Raw genomic sequence first — 19,585 nt, forward strand, 5'->3', positions numbered from 1 at the left:
TTATTAAAACCATACATATTTGAGAAACAAAAAAACAAAAAAAAAATCAAAAATAGCCTTGTATTATTAATAAAAGCTATTATATTTGCACCCTCGTAAAACAAATGACCAGATAGCTCAGTTGGTAGAGCATCTCCCTTTTAAGGAGATGGTCCTGGGTTCGAGCCCCAGTCTGGTCACTTATTTTCAAGCTATAGTTTGAATTTATTTTGTGACTATTACAAAATATAAAAATTGTTTTACTGACCAGATAGCTCAGTTGGTAGAGCATCTCCCTTTTAAGGAGATGGTCCTGGGTTCGAGCCCCAGTCTGGTCACAAAAAGCTAAGCATCTTGCTTAGCTTTTTTTTTTGCTTCACACCTAACTTTAGGAACCTATATACATTCTATTTCTTAAAAACATTTAATCTAAAACCGTGTTAAAAGATGCAGTTTGTTAATTATTTCAAAATGTTCACGTTTTTATAGCTAAAATTCATTTTGTTTAATTAATTTAGCTAAACAATGAACAATATAAAAACTAAATTTAGTATTAAAGATCTTGAGAATCTCTCAGGTATCAAAGCGCACACCATCAGAATATGGGAAAAGCGCTACAATCTATTTGAACCTAACAGAACAGAAACTAATATTAGATATTACAGCTTATCTAGTCTTCAAAAAATATTAAACATTAGCTATCTAAACAATAATGGTTACAAAATATCTAAAATAGCTAATTTGGATAGCAAAGATATACCAACTATTGTAAGACAAATTGCCGAGAAAAAAGAGGGTAATAACCATTACATTAATGCTTTAAAATTGGCTATGTTCAATTTTGATCAATCGTTATTTTTTACTACTTACGAAGATTTAAAAACAGAGTTAAGCTTTAGTGATATTTTCTATAAAGTATTTGTACCATTATTAGATGAAATTGGTATGTTATGGCAAACAGACACCATAACGCCTGCTCATGAGCATTTTATAGTAGAACTTATTAAACAAAAGATTGTTTATAACATTGAGACCTCTTTAAACAAAAAGAATCTAGTAGACAGTAGTGAAGTGTATGTGTTATTTTTACCAGATAACGAAGTACATGAATTAGGTTTATTATTTACCAATTACGAATTAATTAACAAAGGATTTCACTCAATATATCTAGGACAAAGTGTCCCTTTAGACAGTTTAGAGTTTTTAAAATCACAATACGATAGCATCACTTTTATTTCGTGTTTTACGGTTAAGCCCGAAAAAGACGACATAAACCAATATTTGGCTGATTTTAATTCCAAAATATTGAAAAACACAAACAACAAATTAATAATTTCAGGAAGAATGACTGCTTTTATAGACAATTCTTTTAACCCTAAAATAGCATCGTATCAATCCACTAAAGAGGTTCTTGAATCTTTACAACACGTTTTAGCATAAATGGGTAAAAATATCGCAATTATTGGATCTGGATTTTCAGCACTTTCAGCCTCTTGTTACTTAGCGCAATCTGGACATAACGTAACTATTTTTGAAAAAAATAGTACTGTTGGTGGTCGTTGTAGACAGTTAAAAAAAGAAGGCTTTACCTTTGACATTGGTCCAAGTTGGTATTGGATGCCAGATATTTTTGACAAGTTTTTTGCAGAATTCAATAAAAAGACATCTGACTTTTATCAATTAGATAAACTCTCGCCTGCATATAAAATATTTTTTAAAGATGACGAAATTACTATTGGTGATACCCTAGAAAAAATATGTGCCGAATTTGAACGTATAGAAAAAGGTAGTTCCGTTCCGTTAAAAAAGTTTATTAATAAAGCTGCCACTAATTATGATATCGCTATTAATAAAGTCGTATTAAAGCCTGGAATATCACCTTTAGAATTAGTTACACCAGAAACTATAATGCGTGTTGACCAATTTTTTAAAACCATTAGCAGAGATGTTAGAAAAAACTTTAAAAACCCTAAATTAATTTCAACTTTAGAGTTTCCGGTTTTATTTCTTGGTGCCAAACCAAACAAAACACCATCGTTTTATAATTTTATGAATTATGCCGATTTTGGTTTAGGTACATGGCATCCTAAAGGCGGAATGTATGAGATTATCAAAGCCATGTCATCATTGGCTAAAAGCTTAGGCGTTACTATAAAAACCGATAGTCCAGTAACTAAAATTAATGTGTTAAACAAAAAAGCAACAGCAATAATTGTTGGCAACCAAACACTTCAATTTGATGTAGTTTTAAGTGGTGCAGATTATCACCATTCCGAAACATTGTTAGACATACAACACAGACAATACTCAGAAAAATATTGGAGCAAAAAGACATTTGCGCCTTCATCTTTACTTTTTTACATCGGTTTTGACAAAAAATTAAACAATGTACAGCATCACAATTTGTTTTTTGATACAAATTTTGAGACACACGCTGAAGAAATTTACGACAATCCAAGTTGGCCAAAAGACCCTTTGTTTTATGCTAATTTTCCATCCATAACGGATCACAGTATGGCACCAAACGGTTGTGAGACTGGCTTCTTTTTAATACCAATAGCTCCAGGAATTGAAGATACTACTGAGATAAGAGAAAAATATCTAAATATTATTTTAAAACGTTTTGAGAAATTAACAAAACAAGATGTTAAAAATAATATTATCTTTAAAGAGTCCTTTTGTGTTAAAGACTTTATAAAAGAATACAATTCATATAAAGGTAATGCCTACGGAATGGCAAATACATTACTACAAACTGCCTTTTTAAGGCCTAATTTAAAAAGTAATAAACTGAAAAATCTCTACTTTACAGGACAATTAACAGTTCCTGGACCAGGTGTCCCTCCTGCTCTTATTTCGGGTAAACTAGTAGCAGAATTAATTAATAAACATCATAACGTTTAAAATGAAAACATTATTCGATTCTGTATCATACGACTGTAGCAAGATTGTTACGCAATCTTACAGTACCTCTTTTTCTTTAGCTACAAAAATGCTTGCCAATACTATAAGACAAGATATTTATAATATTTATGGCTTTGTAAGATTTGCTGATGAAATTGTAGACACTTTTCATGAGTACAATAAAAAAGAGCTTTTTAAGCGCTTTGAAGACGATTTAGAATTTGCACTTAGAGATAAGATAAGCTTAAATCCTATACTTAACGCTTTTCAACATACCTACCATAAATGTAATATTGACAAGCATATGGTTGACTCTTTCATGAAAAGTATGAGACTAGACCTGTCCAAAACTAAATATACTACTGATCAAGAGTATAAGGATTATATTTATGGATCAGCAGATGTTGTTGGGTTAATGTGCTTAAAAGTATTTGTAAAAGGAGATAACGAAAAATATGAAGCCTTAAAAAGCACAGCAATGTCCTTGGGTTCTGCTTTTCAAAAGGTAAATTTTTTAAGAGATTTAAAAGCTGACCACGAATTATTGGATAGAACCTATTTTCCAAACACAGACTTAACCAATTTAACTGAAGCGGATAAGCTATACATAATCAATGATATAGAGAACGATTTTAATGAAGGCTTAAAAGGTATAAAACAATTACCTATTGAAGCTAAGTTTGGAGTTTTTATGGCTTACCGTTATTACAATCAATTATTAAAAAAATTAAAGAAAACACCAGCTTTAGAAATCAAAAACACACGTATAAGAGTGCCAAATTATAAAAAAGCAGAACTCTTAACACGAAGCTATGTTAAATATCAATTAAACTTATTATAATAATGCATGCAATATATTGGATATTAGTTTTTATAGGAACTTTCACTGCAATGGAGTTTATGGCGTGGTTTACACATAAATATATCATGCATGGTTTTTTATGGAGTCTACACAAAGACCATCACCACAAAGATCATGACAGTTGGTTTGAGCGTAATGATGCCTTTTTTATATTTTATGCTATTGTAAGTATGACCTGTTTTTATCTGTGGAATTACGAAAACGTTTGGTATTGTTTACCAATTGGATTAGGTATCATGGCATACGGTGCAGCCTATTTTTTAGTTCATGACATTTTTATACACCAACGTTTTAAAATATTTAGAAACGCTAATAATTGGTACGCAAAAGGTGTAAGACGTGCGCACAAAATTCATCATAAACATCTAGGTAAAGGTGATGGTGAATGTTTCGGGATGTTATTTGTACCGTTTAAGTATTTCAAAAGATAAATTATTATATACTTTTTAAATAATGCCTAAAAACCATTATGACTATATTATTATTGGTAATGGTTTAGCAGGCTTACAACTTGCTTTAGCATTTAACAATGATAGCCATTTTACAAATAAACGCATCGCTTTAATAGACCCATCCACTAAAACAAGTAATGATAAAACTTGGAGTTTCTGGGAGCAAAATACAGGTTTATGGGAAGATATTATTCATCAAAAATGGTCAAAAGCCACTATTTTTGCGTCAAACAAAACTATTGATTTAAAGCTTAATCCTTACAGTTACAAAACCATTCGTGCTATTGATTTTTATTCGCATGCTTTAGCAATTCTTAAACAGAATAAAAATATAACATTTATAACCGAAACCGTAAACTCTGTAACGGATGACAGTATTATTACGGTTAATACTAATAAAAATTCGTATACTGCCAATCATGTATTTGATAGTCGCATAGCTAATGATGCATTATCAAGATTGGATCAATACACAACTATAACACAACATTTTAAAGGTTGGATAATAAAAACTAACACAGACGCTTTTGATCCTGACACTATTACAATGATGGATTATAGATTAAAGGATGGTGATCAAACCACTTTTAATTATGTATTACCTTTTACTAAACGTGAAGCTTTAGTAGAGTTTACTTACTTTACTGAACATACAGTAGAAGAACATGTTTATGATAGTTATATTAAAAAATACATAAAAGACTTTTTAAAAATTGAAGATTACCAAATTATTGAAACCGAAATGGGTCAAATACCAATGACCAATTTCCCTTTTGAGCAATCTAACACCAAAAACATTACTAAAATAGGAACAGCTGGTGGTTGGGTAAAAGGTAGTACAGGTTATTCTTTTAAGCTAACAGAAAAAAAAGTTGCGACAATAATTGCTAATATTAAAGCAAACAGTACACCATCAACAGACTTATTTACAGCAAAATATAAGTTTTATGATAAAATATTTTTAAAAGTTTTAAAGGACGAAAACCATAAAGGTGAATGGATTTTTGAAAAATTTTACTCTAAAAACTCAATACAAACTATGTTTAGATTTTTAGATGAAGACTCGTCGTTTAAAGAAGAATTACAAATTATGACCTCGTTATTTTCTTGGAGCTTTATAAAAGCATTTATTAAAACACTTTAGTCTTTAAGCAATTTATTAATAATTAATTTAACCGAATCACTATTCCAATTTGCTGCACCATTTTTATCGATTACAACTTCTCCCTTTTGATTAATTAAAAATGTTCTTGGAATGCTATTTACATTAAATAATTCTATGTTAGGTGCATCTAACGGACTAAAAACCTTAAAAGAATAATTGTTTTTTTTCATGAAGGCTTTAATGGTTTCAGGTTTTTCATTGGAAACAAAAACAAATTCAATTTTATCTTTATAGGTTTCATATAATTGTTGCATACTTGGTAGTTCTGCTATACAAGGTGGGCACCATGTAGCCCAAAAGCTGATCAACACGATTTTATTTTCCGCTCGACGGAAATTGTATACCTTATTATCTAAATCTATTAAATTCCAATTGTAATTAATAATTTGTACTCTATCTGTTTCATTTTCTACGTTTGGAGCAAACAAAGCTAACCCTTTGTGGATTTGAATTTGTACAAACTGTCTACTTGACGGAATTACTAATATTAAAACTATAGCTAAGTAAACTATATTTTTAAGCGAAAACAACGGTTTTTTCATGACTATAAAATAAAAAAAGCACCTAATAATTTAGGTGCTTCAAAAGTATCAAAACTATTTGTTTTTATCTGTTTACTGTTCCTGATAATGATTGTACAGGTCCTGTTCCCATTGCTATAGAGGTATGCACAGTTGCATCTGTTGCTACCGTTTTTAATAATGGTTTTAGCGTAAAAGGTGCTGTACTATTATCTGGACTAGGCTCTACTGAAATTACAATAGTTTTTCCTCTTAAATCAGTTGGAAACGTAAATCCTGTAGGTGCATTTTGTAAATAATCTTCACCTGGATAACCTGGTCCATTTCCTAAATCGCCTTTATAAGGTGATGATGCAGCGTTAGCATCAGCCATAGCAGGATCTGTAAATGTACCAGTACTTATTGGTGTACCATTAATTACAGCCCAACCTTCATAAACCCAACCGTCAGATAATGCTGGTAAATCTAATCCAGCAACAGCTGTTCCTGTAGTATTATCTAAAAACCAAACACCACTTTCTTCATTAGTATTATCAGCATCTGTAGGCGTTGCTAAAATAAATGTACCTGCTGCTGCAGAGAAATCTGCTACTAAATTAGAATTTACATTGGCTGAACTATCCACAAAGTCTCCTGCTAAAATTTTTGTTGCTGCTGGAGCTGGATCTAAATCTAAAGCTGGCTCGATGGACAACACAAATGTTGACGCTGATGCTAATTGAGCACTTAATACTTGAAAGGTTTTTGGAAACGTAACATCGCTAAATGTTCCTGTGGATACTGGAGATCCATCAACAATAATCCAACCTTCATACACAAAATCGTTACCCAACGCTTCTAAATCAGATAGGTTTAATGTTAACGTAGACGTTTCTGGTTGTTGTGCAGTTGCGTCGTCATCACTACTGCATGATACGCTTAATACTCCTAAAGCTAATACTGCTAAATACATTTTTCTAATCATAATCTTGGTTTTAATTAATTAATTTTTCTTTTAAAAGTCGATTAACAAATCAAAACCTTACGTTTTAATTAAAAAAACTGCAAATTACTTAGTAATTGTTTAAAATATCATAGCAATGCGCTAACTAATACTTAATAAACAAAGTAATTATTATCAAATGTACAAAACAACAAATCATCACTCTAAACCATTAATAATCAACGCTATATACAATAATACGCATTAAATTATGTTCATAAAAAAACTCCTGATAAAAATCAGGAGTTTTAAATTTATAAAAAATCAAAAATTATGCGTTATTCTCTTTTTTAATTAAGTTTAGCGCACTTCCTTCGTTATACCAAGCTATTTGAGCTTCATTATAAGTATGGTTTAATACAATTGTATCCTTGCTACCATCTGCATGCACTAACTCTAAAGTTAATGGTTTATTTGGCGCAAATTCATTTAAATCTATAAAGTTAAATGTATCATCTTCTTGGATTAAATCATAATCAGCTTCATTTGCAAAAGTTAATCCTAACATACCTTGTTTTTTAAGGTTTGTTTCATGGATACGAGCAAAAGATTTAACTATTACCGCTGCAACACCTAAGTGTCTAGGCTCCATAGCTGCATGTTCACGAGAAGAACCTTCACCATAGTTATGGTCTCCTACTACTACAGTTTTAATTCCTGCTGCTTTATATGCTCTTGCTGTGTCTGGCACTCCTCCAAACTCTCCTGTTAATTGATTTTTAACAAAGTTAGTTTTCATTCCAAATGCATTAACAGCTCCAATTAAACAGTTGTTAGAGATATTATCTAAATGACCTCTAAAACGTAACCATGGTCCAGCCATACTAATATGGTCTGTTGTACATTTTCCGAAAGCTTTAATTAATAATTTAGCACCAGAAATATCGTTACCAATTGGAGTAAATGGTGTTAATAATTGTAATCTTTCAGAGTCTGAAGCAACTTTAACTTCTACTCCACTTCCATCTTCATCAGGAGCTAAGTAACCGTTATCTTTAACTTCAAATCCTTTAGGTGGTAATTCCCATCCTGTTGGTTCATCAAACATCACTTCTTCTCCATTTTCGTTTAATAACGAATCTGTTAAAGGGTTAAAGTCTAAACGACCAGCAATAGCAATTGCTGCAGTAATCTCTGGAGAGGCAACAAAAGCGTGTGTATTAGGGTTACCGTCTGCACGCTTAGCAAAGTTTCTGTTAAACGAGTGTACTATACTATTTTTAGGTGCATTTTTAGGATCGCTATATCTTGCCCATTGTCCAATACATGGACCACAAGCATTAGTAAATATTTTAGCATCTAATTTTTCAAATATTCCTAAAATACCATCTCTATCTGCTGTATAACGTACTTGTTCAGAACCTGGATTAATTCCTAATTCTGCTTTCATTTTTATACCTTTATCTAAGGCTTGTTGAGCGATTGAAGAAGCACGAGATAAATCTTCGTAAGACGAGTTAGTACAAGAACCAATAAGTCCCCATTCTACTTGTATAGGCCATTCATTTTCAGTTGCTTTTTCTGTCATTGTTTTACCAACTGGAGTTGATAAATCTGGAGTAAAAGGTCCGTTTAATAATGGTCCTAATTCTGATAAATTAATATCAATTACTTGATCAAAATATTGTTCTGGATTTGCATAAACTTCTTCATCTGCTGTTAAATACTCTTTAACTTGATTAGCAGCATCTGCAACATCTGCTCTGTCTGTAGCACGTAAATAACGTTCCATAGACTCATCATAACCAAAAGTTGAAGTTGTTGCTCCAATTTCTGCTCCCATGTTACAAATTGTTCCTTTACCAGTACAAGACATAGCTTTGGCACCTTCACCAAAATATTCAACAATTGCACCTGTTCCTCCTTTTGCAGAAACAATTCCAGCAACTTTTAAAATAACGTCTTTTGGTGCAGTCCATCCAGATAATTTACCTGTTAATCTTACACCTATTAATTTAGGAAATTTAAGTTCCCAAGCCATACCAGCCATAACATCTACAGCATCTGCACCACCAACACCAATAGCTACCATACCTAAACCACCAGCATTTACTGTGTGAGAGTCGGTACCAATCATCATTCCTCCTGGAAATGCATAATTTTCTAAAACTACTTGGTGAATAATTCCTGCACCTGGCTTCCAGAAACCAATACCGTATTTATTAGAAACAGATTCTAAAAAATCAAATACTTCACTACTTACACTATTAGCGTGTTTTAAGTCAGTTGCTGCACCATCTTTAGCTTGGATTAAGTGATCACAGTGTACTGTTGTTGGTACAGCTACTTTATCTTTACCAGCTTGCATAAATTGCAATAAAGCCATTTGTGCAGTAGCATCTTGACATGCTATTCTATCTGGAGCAAAATCCACATAGTCTTTACCTCTTGTGAAGGCTGTATTAGGTGTTCCGTCCCAAAGGTGAGAATACAAGATCTTTTCAGAAAGTGTTAAAGGTTTACCTACAACTTTGCGTGCTGCGTCAACACGTTCTGTCATTTGGCTGTATACCTTTTTTATCATGTCAATATCAAATGCCATATAGTATGAATTTTAAGGGTTGTTAATTTGTTTTAAAGTCTTGCGAATTTACGAAAAATTGAAGCATTTTAAAAATATATAAGGAAATTGAATATTCATTGAATTAAATTCAATAAAAAAGAATAATAACTACTTAAATGTAGTAAAGTGATAAAATAAGATGCTATAAAATAATAAATTAACAAGAAATCTAATTTTCAAACCATCGCTTGTACCTTTTAGAATCTCTAAATTTTAGAATTGGATATTCAAAAAAGGTAAATAGTAGGTAGGAAAGCACAAAAGTAATAACTAAATATAAAAATAAAAGACCAAACTTACCTACATAAGTTAGTTCTAAGTTTTTAGTAAAATGTTGGATACTTAACAATACAATAGAGTAATTGATTAAATATATTGAATACGACCACAAACTAATATTAGTTATAGTTTTTGATAAAAATTTACTTGATTGCCAATTGGAAAACATAGGAAATGTAAGCAGTATACTTATGGATAAGAGCGATAAATAATAAACATTAAAAAACGTACTAAAACTATCTGGATTTAATTGATTAAATAGTATTGATAGATGAATTCCAATAAATAATAAGACACCAATTATAAAACTTATGTACTTGTAACGCATCCAAGTACTACTGTAATAAAAAGAAAAAAAAGCACCAATAAAGCCATAATAAATGCTATCTATCCTGTAAACCACGACTTTACGTAGCGACTTACTCCATGAAAAATCTTGAATAGCTATTGATGCTATATTATCAAACAAAAACCTGTGATAAATAGCACTTGCTATAATGATTAATGCAGTTAATAAAAACATCCATTTAGTCACCTTTTTAAAAATTACTCCTAATATAATAAGACAAAATGGTCCTATTATATAAGCAAATTCCTCGATTGTCAAACTCCAAGATTCAGTGAAAAAATCAGGTTGTTTTTGAGATAAATTTTGAAGAAAAAAGAAATATTTATATAATTGATTTGGAGGCTCCAAATTAAACAGGAATAACAACCCAATATTTATAATTAAAACCAGATAATAATTTGGCAATGTCCTTAACCAACGTCGTAACCAGAAATTAATAAAATCTTTAATAGAAGTTTTATTACGTGCTATATACTTTATTAAGATGGTACCAATTAAAAAACCACTTAAAACAAAAAATAAATCAACACCAATAGTTCCAAAAAACTGTATAGTTTTTATGATACTGGATTGAGAATCCGGAAATAATAGCAACGTGGCATGAGAGCAGATAATTAAAATAATAGCCAATGCTCTAACGACATCTAAACCAAATATTCTTTGTTTATATGTTGTTATAGTTTCCAATAAATAAAGGGTAAATAACTATTGTCTAGCTACTTTAATTAATTTAATAATACCTAAAAATATAGCGCAAAATTCTATAAAAGTACCTGCTGTTAATAATATACTACCATAAGGTTTATGTTGTATTTTAAACATGGCTCCTACTATGGTTAATATTATACCAATAACTAAAAGCACCAACGGAACTTTAAATTGCTTCAAACTCATATTAAAAAAGGCTTTTAATAATATGTTCGATGGTTACACCTTCGGCTTCAGCCTTATAGTTTTTAATCATTCTGTGACGCAATATACTTGTTGCTACAGCTTGAACATTTTCTATATCTGGAGAAAATTTACCGTTAATAGCAGCATGTGTTTTAGCTGCTAAAATTAAGTTTTGCGAAGCTCTAGGACCTGCTCCCCAATCTACATACTGTTTAACTAGGTCTGAAGCAGCTTCACTAAGAGGTCTTGTTTTTCCAACAATAGTTACAGCATACTCTATTACATTATCTGCCACAGGAATACGTCTAATTAGTTGCTGGAAATCTGTGATTTCTTGAGCTGTAAATAACGCATTAACTTTAGGTTTATGATCTGATGTAGTTGCTTTAACCACATCTACTTCTTCTTGAAAAGTAGGATAATCTAGGTTTATAGCAAACATAAAACGGTCTAATTGGGCTTCTGGAAGTGGATAAGTCCCTTCCTGCTCTATTGGGTTTTGTGTTGCTAAAACAAAATATGGTAAATCTAATTTATAATGATGTCCAGAAACGGTTACTGCACGCTCTTGCATAGCTTCTAGCAAAGCAGCTTGTGTTTTAGGAGGTGTACGGTTAATCTCATCTGCCAATATAATATTAGAAAATATTGGTCCTTTTATAAATTTAAATTGTCTGCTTTCATCTAGGATTTCGCTTCCTAAAATATCACTAGGCATTAAATCTGGTGTAAACTGTATGCGTTTAAAGTCTAGGCCTAGTGCTTGTGAAATTGTATTAACCATTAACGTTTTAGCTAATCCTGGAACACCTATTAATAAGGCATGACCACCAGAAAAAATAGAAATTAAAATCTGATTAACAACATCATCTTGACCTATAATAACTTTTGCTACTTCTTGTCTTAATGCGTTATATTTTGTTACCAGAGATTTTACTGCTGCAACGTCTGACATATGTTTTACTTATTTTTTTAACCAGTTACTACTAAAGTCACAATCTCTGTGAGATTCGCTAATTTTAATGTAAGTATCTAATATTTTTTCGTTTTGCCATTTACCGATAGCATCAAATTGCTTTTCGTTTAAAGCTAATTCTTTAATTTTCAAATAGTCACGTGCATAATCAGCATCATGCTCATCAATTCTATCCGTTACTGTTACTAACTTAAACTTGATATTACCTTGTCTGTCAGTATCTGTTAACACCTCACTAATTGTGTTGTTTTCTAGACCTTGTAATTGACCATATAATTCTGGATCCATTCTAGTTAGTTCAAAATTATAATCCTGAGTTTGTGGATTAATTAATTGACCTCCTTGGTATTTAGTTTCTTTTTCGTCACTAAACTCTCTTGCTGCGTCAGCAAAAGTATAATCACCTTTAGCTATGTCTGCTTTTATTTTTTCAATTTTTTCTTTGGCTTCTAAAATTTCTTCGTCAGATATTTCAGGAACTAATAAAATGTGACTTACATCATATTCTTGACCTCTAATTTTTTCTAAATAGATAATGTGGTATCCATAATCTGTAGCAAAAGGTTCTGATATTTCTCCTTCTTGTAAAGAAAACGCAACATCTCTAAACTCTTTAACCATTCTTGGTTTAGATCTATTCATTGGAGGTAATTTTCCTCCTGCTTTTTTAGAACCTGGATCTGCAGAATAAAAAGCTGCTCTAGATCTAAAACTTTTACCGTCTTCTTCTATTTCTCTCTTAAATTCTTTTAATCGATCTATAACACGTTGTTTTTCCTCATCGCTTACTTTAGGCTCCACAATAATTTGTGCTACTTTTAATTCTGTTCCAAATCTTGGACGTTCTTCCTTTGGTATTTTATTGAAAAACTGACGTACTTCTTCTGGAGTAACTTCTATATCTGCAATAATTTTCTTTTGCATCTCAGAAGCTAACTTATTGCTTTTGTTAATTTCAAACATTTCTTCTCTAAAACTAACTTCGTCTTCTTTTTTATAAAACTTAAGTAACTCATCCATGTTACCATTAGTTTGTTGTAAAAATTGTTGAACTTGTTGGTCTACGTATGAACGAATTTCGGCATCACTAATAACAATACTATCTTGGATGGCGTGATGTGCATATAATTTATCTTCTAATAATTTACCAAATAATTGACAACGTGATACACCTTGTATAGATGCACCTTGTGCTTTAAGTTGTAAAATCATTTTGTCAATATCACTATCTAAAACAATGTAATCACCTACTACTGCAGCAACACCATCTACTTTAAGTGCTCCACCTGTATTAGTGGTATCTTTAACTTGCTCTTGTGCTGTTTCGTCAATTATTTCTTGAGCCGAAGTAGCAAACGTTGCTAATAATATAAACGCTAAGGCATTTAACGTTTTACTTTTAATTGTAAATTTCAAATTGTTTGTTTTTAATGGCATCTTTAGTAATGTCCTTTTCTAATTGTTTTATTAATTCCAATTTTCGTTTGTTAACAACGATTTGGTTAATGGTTGGTCTAACGTACTCCAATGGAGCCGTATCGTTTCGTAACAACACATTATTTATTTGCATCAAATATAATCCTAATGAGTCTTTGAGTTGTATAAAATTAGATTTTTTTAACAATTCATTTTTGTTATCTAATGTCACGACAGGTATTTTATTAATAGCCTGATCAACCCTTATCCATAACGAATCTTTTAATGAATAAGATTTAAATTGTATTGAAATTGAATCTAACTCTTTTTTATCTGACTTATTAAAGCGTTTAAATTTGGTTTTAATTTTTTCTAAATCTAAGCGATTTGCTTCTACATTAATATATCTAAACTGAATTAAATCTTCATTTAACTTAAAGGCGTCTTTATTTAAATCATAATATGCAGCAGCTTCTGTTACAGATACTGTGGTGTCTAAGTTTTTAGATACCAAGGCTTCCACATAGGCTTTACTATACAAATCATTTTTGTATTGTTGTATTAACCTATCAAACTTTTCCAATTTTGCATCAGACAAATTAACTTGCGCATTTTGCACAAATAGTTGTTGTGTTGCCCATTTATTAATAAAGTTATTAGCAAAAATAGTACTGTCTGATTGGCTTAAATTTTCTGGCAAGGCCTTTTTTAAATCACTTGAATATAAAAAAACTTCTTCTACTCTAGCAATAGCATTTTCTTGTTGTGCAGGTTTAAAATAGTCACAAGACCATAAAACACCTAACATTATTAATATGTAGCTTAGTTTTTTCAATTTATTTTAGTTCTTCTTTTACTTGTTTTAATGCGTCCTTGCTTATTGTAACCTTATACTTTTTAGTTAATTCTAAAAGCCAGTCTTTTTCTTTTTGCTCCTGAAAATCTGATACTACGCTACCTTTAGCTTGCTCAAATGTTTTTTGAGTTTTAGGCAATATACTATTTACTTTAACGACACTGTAAGCATCATTATGCTTAAAGACTTTAGAAACTCCAGTTTTTAGACTCAACCCTTTTGGTAATGCTTGATGTGTTGTATCTAATGTATCGATGATAAAACTAACATTTATTTGGTTGTCCGCGTTAATTTGTTTTTTAATATTATCTGTAGCTATATTTTGCTCTAGTAATTTTGATACTTGTTTAATCACACTTTTTTTAGCAGAAGAGGCCACAATCGCATCAACTCTGGTGTCATAATAGTAATTAAATTTGTGTTGATTATAATAGTCTAACAGTCCTACTGAATCTTGTTTTGCAGCATTCCAAATTTGGTTTTCCATCAAATCAAACAACAACAATCCATCACGATATTCGCTTAACACTTGTGCATATTCTTGGTTTTCAGACTCTAGGTTTTCTTCTTGATACGCTTTTAAATTACTTTCAACAAAAACTTTAAAATTATCTTCTGCCAATTGTTTTAATGACACTTTAGCTTGTCGTCTACGTTGACTTTTAAATAAAAATTGAGCAAATTCAATTTCTGGTATTTGCTTTGTTCCTATAGTTAATAGTGTTTTTTCACCTTTAAATGTTGCAGGAATAGTCCAATTACTTGCAAAATAATCATCCGATAGGATATTAATAATAGGCGTTAAGTCTACTGTTGTCAAATCAACATTATATGTTTGTAACAAATTTTCAATACGCTTATCACTAATGACTTTAGATCTAGAATCACGTTTAATTTTATTTTTTAATTCCAATTCTAAAGCCTCAAAAGGTTGTATTCCATTTTTTTCTATCAGTTTAATAATATGGTAACCAAACTCTGATTTAAAAGGTTTAGACACATCACCAACGTTAGTTAAGCCAAATGCTTGTTCTTCAAATATTTTTGAACTTAATTGACCAGCTGAAAACGCATTTAATTTCCCACCATTACTACTTGAACTTTTATCATCAGAAAACTGTTTAGCTAAAGCACTAAAGTCTTCTCCTTGCTTTAGTCTTTTATAGATTTCGTTTATACTATTCTGGGCTGTTTGCTCTGCTTTATCATCCGTTAACATAATGTGTGCAACGGTAACATCACCTCTGTTTTTACGTTTGTTATTTACAAAAACTACATGGTAACCAAACTGCGTTCTAAAGGGTTGTGACCATTCTCCAACCGCTGTATTATATGCAGCATTTTCAAATGGATATACCATTTTAAAAGCGGTAAAAAAGCCCAACTCTTCTGCAAATAAAGTTTGACCATTATGTATGTCTTTTTTTACTGGCTCAAAGCCTTCTTTTATAGTTCGATCTCTTAGTTTTTTAATTTCTTGATAGGCTAACAATGTATCTTTTGGGCTTGCGTTTTCATCTATTTTAACCAAAATATGATTGGCATCCACTTCTGTTAAAAGTCTTTGGTAACCTTCTTCAATTAACTGATCTGTTACCTTACTATCATTTAAATAATTTTTAGCCAATTGGCTTTTATAGCTTGAAAACTCTCTTAAATAAGCTGGTTTTTGATCCATTCCTAAAGCCTTAGCTTCAGCAATTTTAAGTTTATACTTAACAAATAAATCTAAGTAATTATCAATATCCTTTTGAGAGTCGTCTTTGACTAAATCTAAGTTTTTGCTATATACACGCTTAAACTCTGTAGTGTAAACTGGCACATCATCTACTGTAAATAAAACGGTATTTGTTTGCGCATTTGCAAATAAACAGGTAAAGAAAAAAGAGAGGAATGTAATACGTAAAATATTCATTTTCATAATTAAGCCACATTTGTTAGCAATGTCTGCAAAAATAGTAATATTACACTATTAAACAATGACTTTTAAAACGATACTTTAAAGTAATTATTATAGTTATTATATTAGTTATTTTATAAAAAACTAAGTCCTCAAATTATTTAAAATTTTAGACTTTCTTTAAAAATTAATTTACAACAAAAAACTTATATTTACCATCAAACACATATTTATAGATTGTAATTATACAATTGCTTTTATTTAAGCTTACGTGTTATTTTTTTATATGAAATATACAATTACAGTATTAATAAGAAAACCTATTGAAGAATGCTTTAGGCTTTTACAAGACCATGAATCCAGAAAACATTGGCATCCTGGTTTAACTAGTTTTGAGCATTTAAGCGGTTTACCTAATGAAGTAGGTGTACAAATGAAACTAAACTACACTTTTGGCAAACGAAAATTGAGTGTTATAGAAACTGTAACTTATATAGAAAACAATAAAACGGTTCATTACAACTTTGATTCTGCAGGCATGCATAACATCCAAGAAAACCAATTTAAAGTCGTTGATGATAATAGCACATTATGGACATGTAACAACGAGTTTATACCAACTACGTTTTCTAAACGTCTAATGTTACTTTTAATGCCAAAAGCAATAAAGTTACAATCGGAAAAATATTTATACGATTTTAAAAATTATATAGAAATAGGAAAGTCTGTTAAAAATTAAACATGAGAAAACTTAAATTAATTTGGGACTTTAGAGGTCCTGATGCTTTAAAAATTGCCCAACACCACGAAATACATCTTAAAGAGTATATAACTTTAGAAAAAACTGAATTAAATATTACAGGTTTTGAAACACTTAGCGATATGCATAGCATTGCTTTTATGGTGGTTAATGAAACAGAAATGAAACCCATACGTGATGCATTAAAACCACATCGTGGACAAGTTTACGCAGAATAGTTATAAAATTAGTAATAGTACACCATAGTTTTAAGCTATTTAAAACATATTATATTAGTTAAATATTTATTAATTATAATGTTTCCTTTTTGATAGACAAAATACGCTTAAATCACCTATCATTACTTATGTATGCTAGGTAACAACACTGGCTATTCTTCTTTTAAAACAAATCTAATTATTGTACCTTGCACTCCTATTTTAAAGGAGAAATTATGAACAATAATAAAATGATAAATTATCTTAAAGATGTACTTCAAAACATGCCAACTGGCTGGTTGAATTTAACAACGCATCGCTTAGATATCTATAACGAAAAATTAGCTAAAACTGAATTTTTAAATCAATTTGAGAGTTTATATAATAACAATAATGCTGAAGCTTCCGCTTTAAACCAATTACCAACTGCTTACGATTATATTAGACTTGGTCATCCACTATCTTGTGTATTAGAATGGGTTATTGCTGATTTAAATAATTTAAAACCTGAAGCGGTTATAAGTTTTTCATCTAAAACAACTCCAATATTATCTGTTTTAAGAAAAAATCTTTTAGCGGATAAAAAAACACAAATCAACTACATTGGTCAATTACCAAGTATTTTTGATGCTGAAGTATTACGTAGTGTTTATGGTTATAATTTTGAATTAAAGCAAGTAGATTCTACTCAAGACATAACTGATTTTAATGGTAGTACCATCTTTATCAATCAACAAAACGATATATGTCATGCAAATTTAACCAGTAACATAGACTTTACGGTTAACTTACATAGTGATTTAGGAAGTGTATTATTAGTAAATGGTGCAAAAAACGAAGCTTATATTTCTGACATACAACATGTAAGACGACGAGAAACCATTGCAATGACACCTATTAATTGCTTAGCTGCTTTACAGGATTTAATTAACACAACAACATCAGACTATACAAGTAGCACACTACAGACAGATAAAGCTAAGGTCCTGGAAACTATTAAAGCCATTACAGGATCACCTTCTAAACCGTTAGTAGGCTCTAGTGGATTATCAATCCAGTATGCTATCATGATGGGACTTATACATGATGCGTTAATTAACCACAAAGGAAAAGACATTAAGTTTATTGTTCCTCCAAACTGTTATGGTGGTACTAACGATCAAGCTAGACGTGTTGCTGCATGTATTAACAATGTAGAAGTAGTAGATTTACCTGTGGATGGTGACAATGACATGGTAACAAGTATTGATACCGTTTTAAACACTATTGCAAGTCAAGATGCAGTACCTTATATTATTGCAGAAATTCCGACAAATCCTAGAGTTGAAGTTCCAGATCTTTTACAATTAAAAGCTGCATTAAGTAAAGTTAGACACACACCAAATGGTGATATAGCAATAGACCCAGTTTTTATTTTAGATCAAACCTTTTGTCCAAATGTTTTATTTTTAGGTGAAGATAAAATACTATCTAGCGTACGAACAATATCTTATGCAAGCGGATCAAAATTTCCTAGTGGTGGACATTGTACTGCTGGGTATTGTGTAGGTAATACTAAAACGCAAGATTTAATGGTTCACATAGAAAACCATTTAACCCTTTGCGATAATGAAGCGACTAATCTTCAATATGAAATTTTAGCAAAGCAATTACCTTCAATGAATCAAAGAATAAAAGACGCTTACAGCAATACACGTGAATTTGTTAATTTTATACACGATACGCTACCAGAAGCTAAAATCAATTTTGTATCAGAAGCACTTGCTGAGCAAGATTTTACACCTTCTGTTTTCTCGTTAGACCTTCCAACAAAAGGAAACACAGCACAAGAAAAAGAAGACTATAAACGCGCTTTAAACTTAAAATTAATTAACCTAATGATTACTCAAATTCCAGATGAGAGTAAATATTGCGTTAGTTATGGTCAATTAAATGGTTGCTACTGGACTATTCCTGCAACCTCAACACAAGGCACTACTAAAGAAGGTGATAAAGATTACATCGTACGTGCCTCTTTATCTCCAAATCTAGATTTAGAACTTCATAAAAAAGTTTTTCTAGACTTTGTAAAAAGTATGTAAACTCTTTTTCTTAAATAAAAAAAAGCACGACCTATAATCGTGCTTTTTTTTATACCAATTTTAAACTTTACTAAAATAGATTAACTTAGTATTAATCTAATTTAAAATTCCAATGTATGTCTCAAAATAAAAACAACATAATTTTACTTTTAAGCTTAATACTATTAACCTGGTCCTGTGCCAATACCAAAAACGACACTTCTAATTGCTTAAACAGTGTAAAAGGTACATTAGTTAATAAGACTGGTTTAGATGGTTGTGGTTGGATGATTGCATTAAAAGATGGTAAAACAGTAAATCCAACTAACCTAAATAGCTTTGATATAAAATTAATAGATAATACCAAAATCAAGTTTAGTTATATAGAAAAAAACGACCTATTTGATACTTGTATGTCTGGTAAAATTATTGAAATAACATGTTTAACCATAGACTAGCTAGTAAGGCTA

The 19,585-nt window shown here is 30.8% G+C and carries 18 protein-coding genes and 2 tRNA genes; 11 read left to right on the top strand and 9 right to left on the bottom strand.

Features of this window, described 5'->3' with window-relative positions; translation table 11 throughout:
* The first annotated feature begins 106 nt into the window (after positions 1 to 106).
* From V6251_RS08495 to V6251_RS08525, 7 genes are all read left to right on the top strand, one after another.
* Positions 107 to 179 (top strand) — tRNA-Lys (locus V6251_RS08495).
* 65 nt (positions 180 to 244) lie between these two features.
* Positions 245 to 317: transfer RNA gene (locus tag V6251_RS08500), tRNA-Lys, on the top strand.
* A 187-nt stretch (positions 318 to 504) separates the two neighbouring features.
* Positions 505 to 1,419, top strand: coding sequence for a MerR family transcriptional regulator (locus tag V6251_RS08505; RefSeq protein ID WP_341587868.1), 915 nt, complete (start codon positions 505 to 507; stop codon positions 1,417 to 1,419).
* Entirely contained in the window at positions 1,420 to 2,883 is a 1,464-nt protein-coding gene (locus tag V6251_RS08510; RefSeq protein ID WP_341587869.1) for a phytoene desaturase family protein, read from the top strand. It abuts the gene before it with no gap.
* 1 nt (position 2,884) lies between these two features.
* Positions 2,885 to 3,724: a phytoene/squalene synthase family protein gene (locus V6251_RS08515; RefSeq protein WP_341587870.1), complete on the top strand. Its 840-nt coding sequence runs from the start codon at positions 2,885 to 2,887 to the stop codon at positions 3,722 to 3,724.
* A 2-nt stretch (positions 3,725 to 3,726) separates the two neighbouring features.
* Complete coding sequence (locus tag V6251_RS08520) at positions 3,727 to 4,176, top strand: beta-carotene hydroxylase (protein ID WP_341587871.1); 450 nt, start codon at positions 3,727 to 3,729, stop codon at positions 4,174 to 4,176.
* 22 nt (positions 4,177 to 4,198) lie between these two features.
* Positions 4,199 to 5,341 carry a lycopene cyclase family protein gene (locus V6251_RS08525; protein ID WP_341587872.1) on the top strand — a complete coding sequence of 381 codons (1,143 nt, stop codon included), beginning with the start codon at positions 4,199 to 4,201 and terminating at the stop codon, positions 5,339 to 5,341.
* On the opposite strand, the gene V6251_RS08530 is transcribed toward V6251_RS08525, so the two are convergent.
* From V6251_RS08530 to V6251_RS08570, 9 genes are all read right to left on the bottom strand, one after another.
* Entirely contained in the window at positions 5,338 to 5,904 is a 567-nt protein-coding gene (locus V6251_RS08530) for a TlpA family protein disulfide reductase (RefSeq protein ID WP_341587873.1), read from the bottom strand. The genes V6251_RS08525 and V6251_RS08530 overlap by 4 nt on opposite strands.
* Before the next feature lie 64 nt (positions 5,905 to 5,968).
* On the bottom strand, positions 5,969 to 6,847 hold the full coding sequence (locus V6251_RS08535; protein ID WP_341587874.1) for an anti-sigma factor: 879 nt from the start codon (positions 6,845 to 6,847) through the stop codon (positions 5,969 to 5,971).
* Between the two features lie 289 nt (positions 6,848 to 7,136).
* Complete coding sequence (locus tag V6251_RS08540) at positions 7,137 to 9,407, bottom strand: aconitate hydratase (RefSeq protein ID WP_341587875.1); 2,271 nt, start codon at positions 9,405 to 9,407, stop codon at positions 7,137 to 7,139.
* A 190-nt stretch (positions 9,408 to 9,597) separates the two neighbouring features.
* Positions 9,598 to 10,743, bottom strand: coding sequence for an acyltransferase family protein (locus V6251_RS08545; RefSeq protein WP_341587876.1), 1,146 nt, complete (start codon positions 10,741 to 10,743; stop codon positions 9,598 to 9,600).
* An 18-nt stretch (positions 10,744 to 10,761) separates the two neighbouring features.
* Positions 10,762 to 10,950 (bottom strand): GldL-related protein, encoded by a 189-nt coding sequence (locus V6251_RS08550; protein ID WP_292944242.1) that lies wholly within the window; start codon positions 10,948 to 10,950, stop codon positions 10,762 to 10,764.
* Position 10,951: 1 nt separating this feature from the next.
* On the bottom strand, positions 10,952 to 11,905 hold the full coding sequence (locus V6251_RS08555) for an AAA family ATPase (RefSeq protein ID WP_341587877.1): 954 nt from the start codon (positions 11,903 to 11,905) through the stop codon (positions 10,952 to 10,954).
* 9 nt (positions 11,906 to 11,914) lie between these two features.
* Positions 11,915 to 13,363 carry a peptidylprolyl isomerase gene (locus V6251_RS08560; protein WP_292944238.1) on the bottom strand — a complete coding sequence of 483 codons (1,449 nt, stop codon included), beginning with the start codon at positions 13,361 to 13,363 and terminating at the stop codon, positions 11,915 to 11,917.
* Positions 13,326 to 14,177, bottom strand: coding sequence for a peptidyl-prolyl cis-trans isomerase (locus tag V6251_RS08565; RefSeq protein WP_292944235.1), 852 nt, complete (start codon positions 14,175 to 14,177; stop codon positions 13,326 to 13,328). The genes V6251_RS08560 and V6251_RS08565 overlap by 38 nt, the downstream gene beginning before the upstream one ends.
* 1 nt (position 14,178) lies before the next feature.
* Positions 14,179 to 16,119 carry a peptidylprolyl isomerase gene (locus V6251_RS08570; RefSeq protein ID WP_341587878.1) on the bottom strand — a complete coding sequence of 647 codons (1,941 nt, stop codon included), beginning with the start codon at positions 16,117 to 16,119 and terminating at the stop codon, positions 14,179 to 14,181.
* A 265-nt stretch (positions 16,120 to 16,384) separates the two neighbouring features.
* Between V6251_RS08570 and V6251_RS08575 the strand changes: the two genes are divergently transcribed.
* The 4 genes from V6251_RS08575 to V6251_RS08590 all read left to right on the top strand — a co-directional run bounded on the left by V6251_RS08575 (position 16,385) and on the right by V6251_RS08590 (position 19,573).
* On the top strand, positions 16,385 to 16,837 hold the full coding sequence (locus V6251_RS08575; protein ID WP_341587879.1) for an SRPBCC family protein: 453 nt from the start codon (positions 16,385 to 16,387) through the stop codon (positions 16,835 to 16,837).
* A 2-nt stretch (positions 16,838 to 16,839) separates the two neighbouring features.
* Positions 16,840 to 17,076 carry a hypothetical protein gene (locus V6251_RS08580; protein WP_145000078.1) on the top strand — a complete coding sequence of 79 codons (237 nt, stop codon included), beginning with the start codon at positions 16,840 to 16,842 and terminating at the stop codon, positions 17,074 to 17,076.
* 215 nt (positions 17,077 to 17,291) lie between these two features.
* The gene (locus tag V6251_RS08585; protein ID WP_341587880.1) at positions 17,292 to 19,136 is read left to right on the top strand and encodes a cystathionine beta-synthase; all 1,845 of its coding nucleotides are present in this window, start codon (positions 17,292 to 17,294) and stop codon (positions 19,134 to 19,136) included.
* A gap of 116 nt (positions 19,137 to 19,252) precedes the next feature.
* The gene (locus V6251_RS08590; protein ID WP_341587881.1) at positions 19,253 to 19,573 is read left to right on the top strand and encodes a hypothetical protein; all 321 of its coding nucleotides are present in this window, start codon (positions 19,253 to 19,255) and stop codon (positions 19,571 to 19,573) included.
* Positions 19,574 to 19,585 lie beyond the last annotated feature (12 nt).

This window comes from Olleya sp. Ti.3.14 (assembly GCF_038154885.1).
In the GTDB taxonomy this organism is placed as follows: domain Bacteria; phylum Bacteroidota; class Bacteroidia; order Flavobacteriales; family Flavobacteriaceae; genus Olleya.

Bases quoted from the DNA above. Each gene is read 5' to 3' on its own strand.
- V6251_RS08540 (WP_341587875.1), bottom strand. From the start codon at position 9,407: ATGGCATTTGATATTGACATGATAAAAAAGGTATACAGCCAAATGACA.
- V6251_RS08575 (WP_341587879.1), top strand. From the start codon at position 16,385: ATGAAATATACAATTACAGTATTAATAAGAAAACCTATTGAAGAATGC.
- V6251_RS08580 (WP_145000078.1), top strand. From the start codon at position 16,840: ATGAGAAAACTTAAATTAATTTGGGACTTTAGAGGTCCTGATGCTTTA.
- V6251_RS08555 (WP_341587877.1), bottom strand. From the start codon at position 11,905: ATGTCAGACGTTGCAGCAGTAAAATCTCTGGTAACAAAATATAACGCA.
- V6251_RS08525 (WP_341587872.1), top strand. From the start codon at position 4,199: ATGCCTAAAAACCATTATGACTATATTATTATTGGTAATGGTTTAGCA.
- V6251_RS08535 (WP_341587874.1), bottom strand. From the start codon at position 6,847: ATGATTAGAAAAATGTATTTAGCAGTATTAGCTTTAGGAGTATTAAGC.
- V6251_RS08560 (WP_292944238.1), bottom strand. From the start codon at position 13,363: ATGCCATTAAAAACAAACAATTTGAAATTTACAATTAAAAGTAAAACG.
- V6251_RS08520 (WP_341587871.1), top strand. From the start codon at position 3,727: ATGCATGCAATATATTGGATATTAGTTTTTATAGGAACTTTCACTGCA.
- V6251_RS08590 (WP_341587881.1), top strand. From the start codon at position 19,253: ATGTCTCAAAATAAAAACAACATAATTTTACTTTTAAGCTTAATACTA.
- V6251_RS08570 (WP_341587878.1), bottom strand. From the start codon at position 16,119: ATGAAAATGAATATTTTACGTATTACATTCCTCTCTTTTTTCTTTACC.
- V6251_RS08505 (WP_341587868.1), top strand. From the start codon at position 505: ATGAACAATATAAAAACTAAATTTAGTATTAAAGATCTTGAGAATCTC.
- V6251_RS08510 (WP_341587869.1), top strand. From the start codon at position 1,420: ATGGGTAAAAATATCGCAATTATTGGATCTGGATTTTCAGCACTTTCA.
- V6251_RS08585 (WP_341587880.1), top strand. From the start codon at position 17,292: ATGAACAATAATAAAATGATAAATTATCTTAAAGATGTACTTCAAAAC.
- V6251_RS08515 (WP_341587870.1), top strand. From the start codon at position 2,885: ATGAAAACATTATTCGATTCTGTATCATACGACTGTAGCAAGATTGTT.
- V6251_RS08530 (WP_341587873.1), bottom strand. From the start codon at position 5,904: ATGAAAAAACCGTTGTTTTCGCTTAAAAATATAGTTTACTTAGCTATA.
- V6251_RS08550 (WP_292944242.1), bottom strand. From the start codon at position 10,950: ATGAGTTTGAAGCAATTTAAAGTTCCGTTGGTGCTTTTAGTTATTGGT.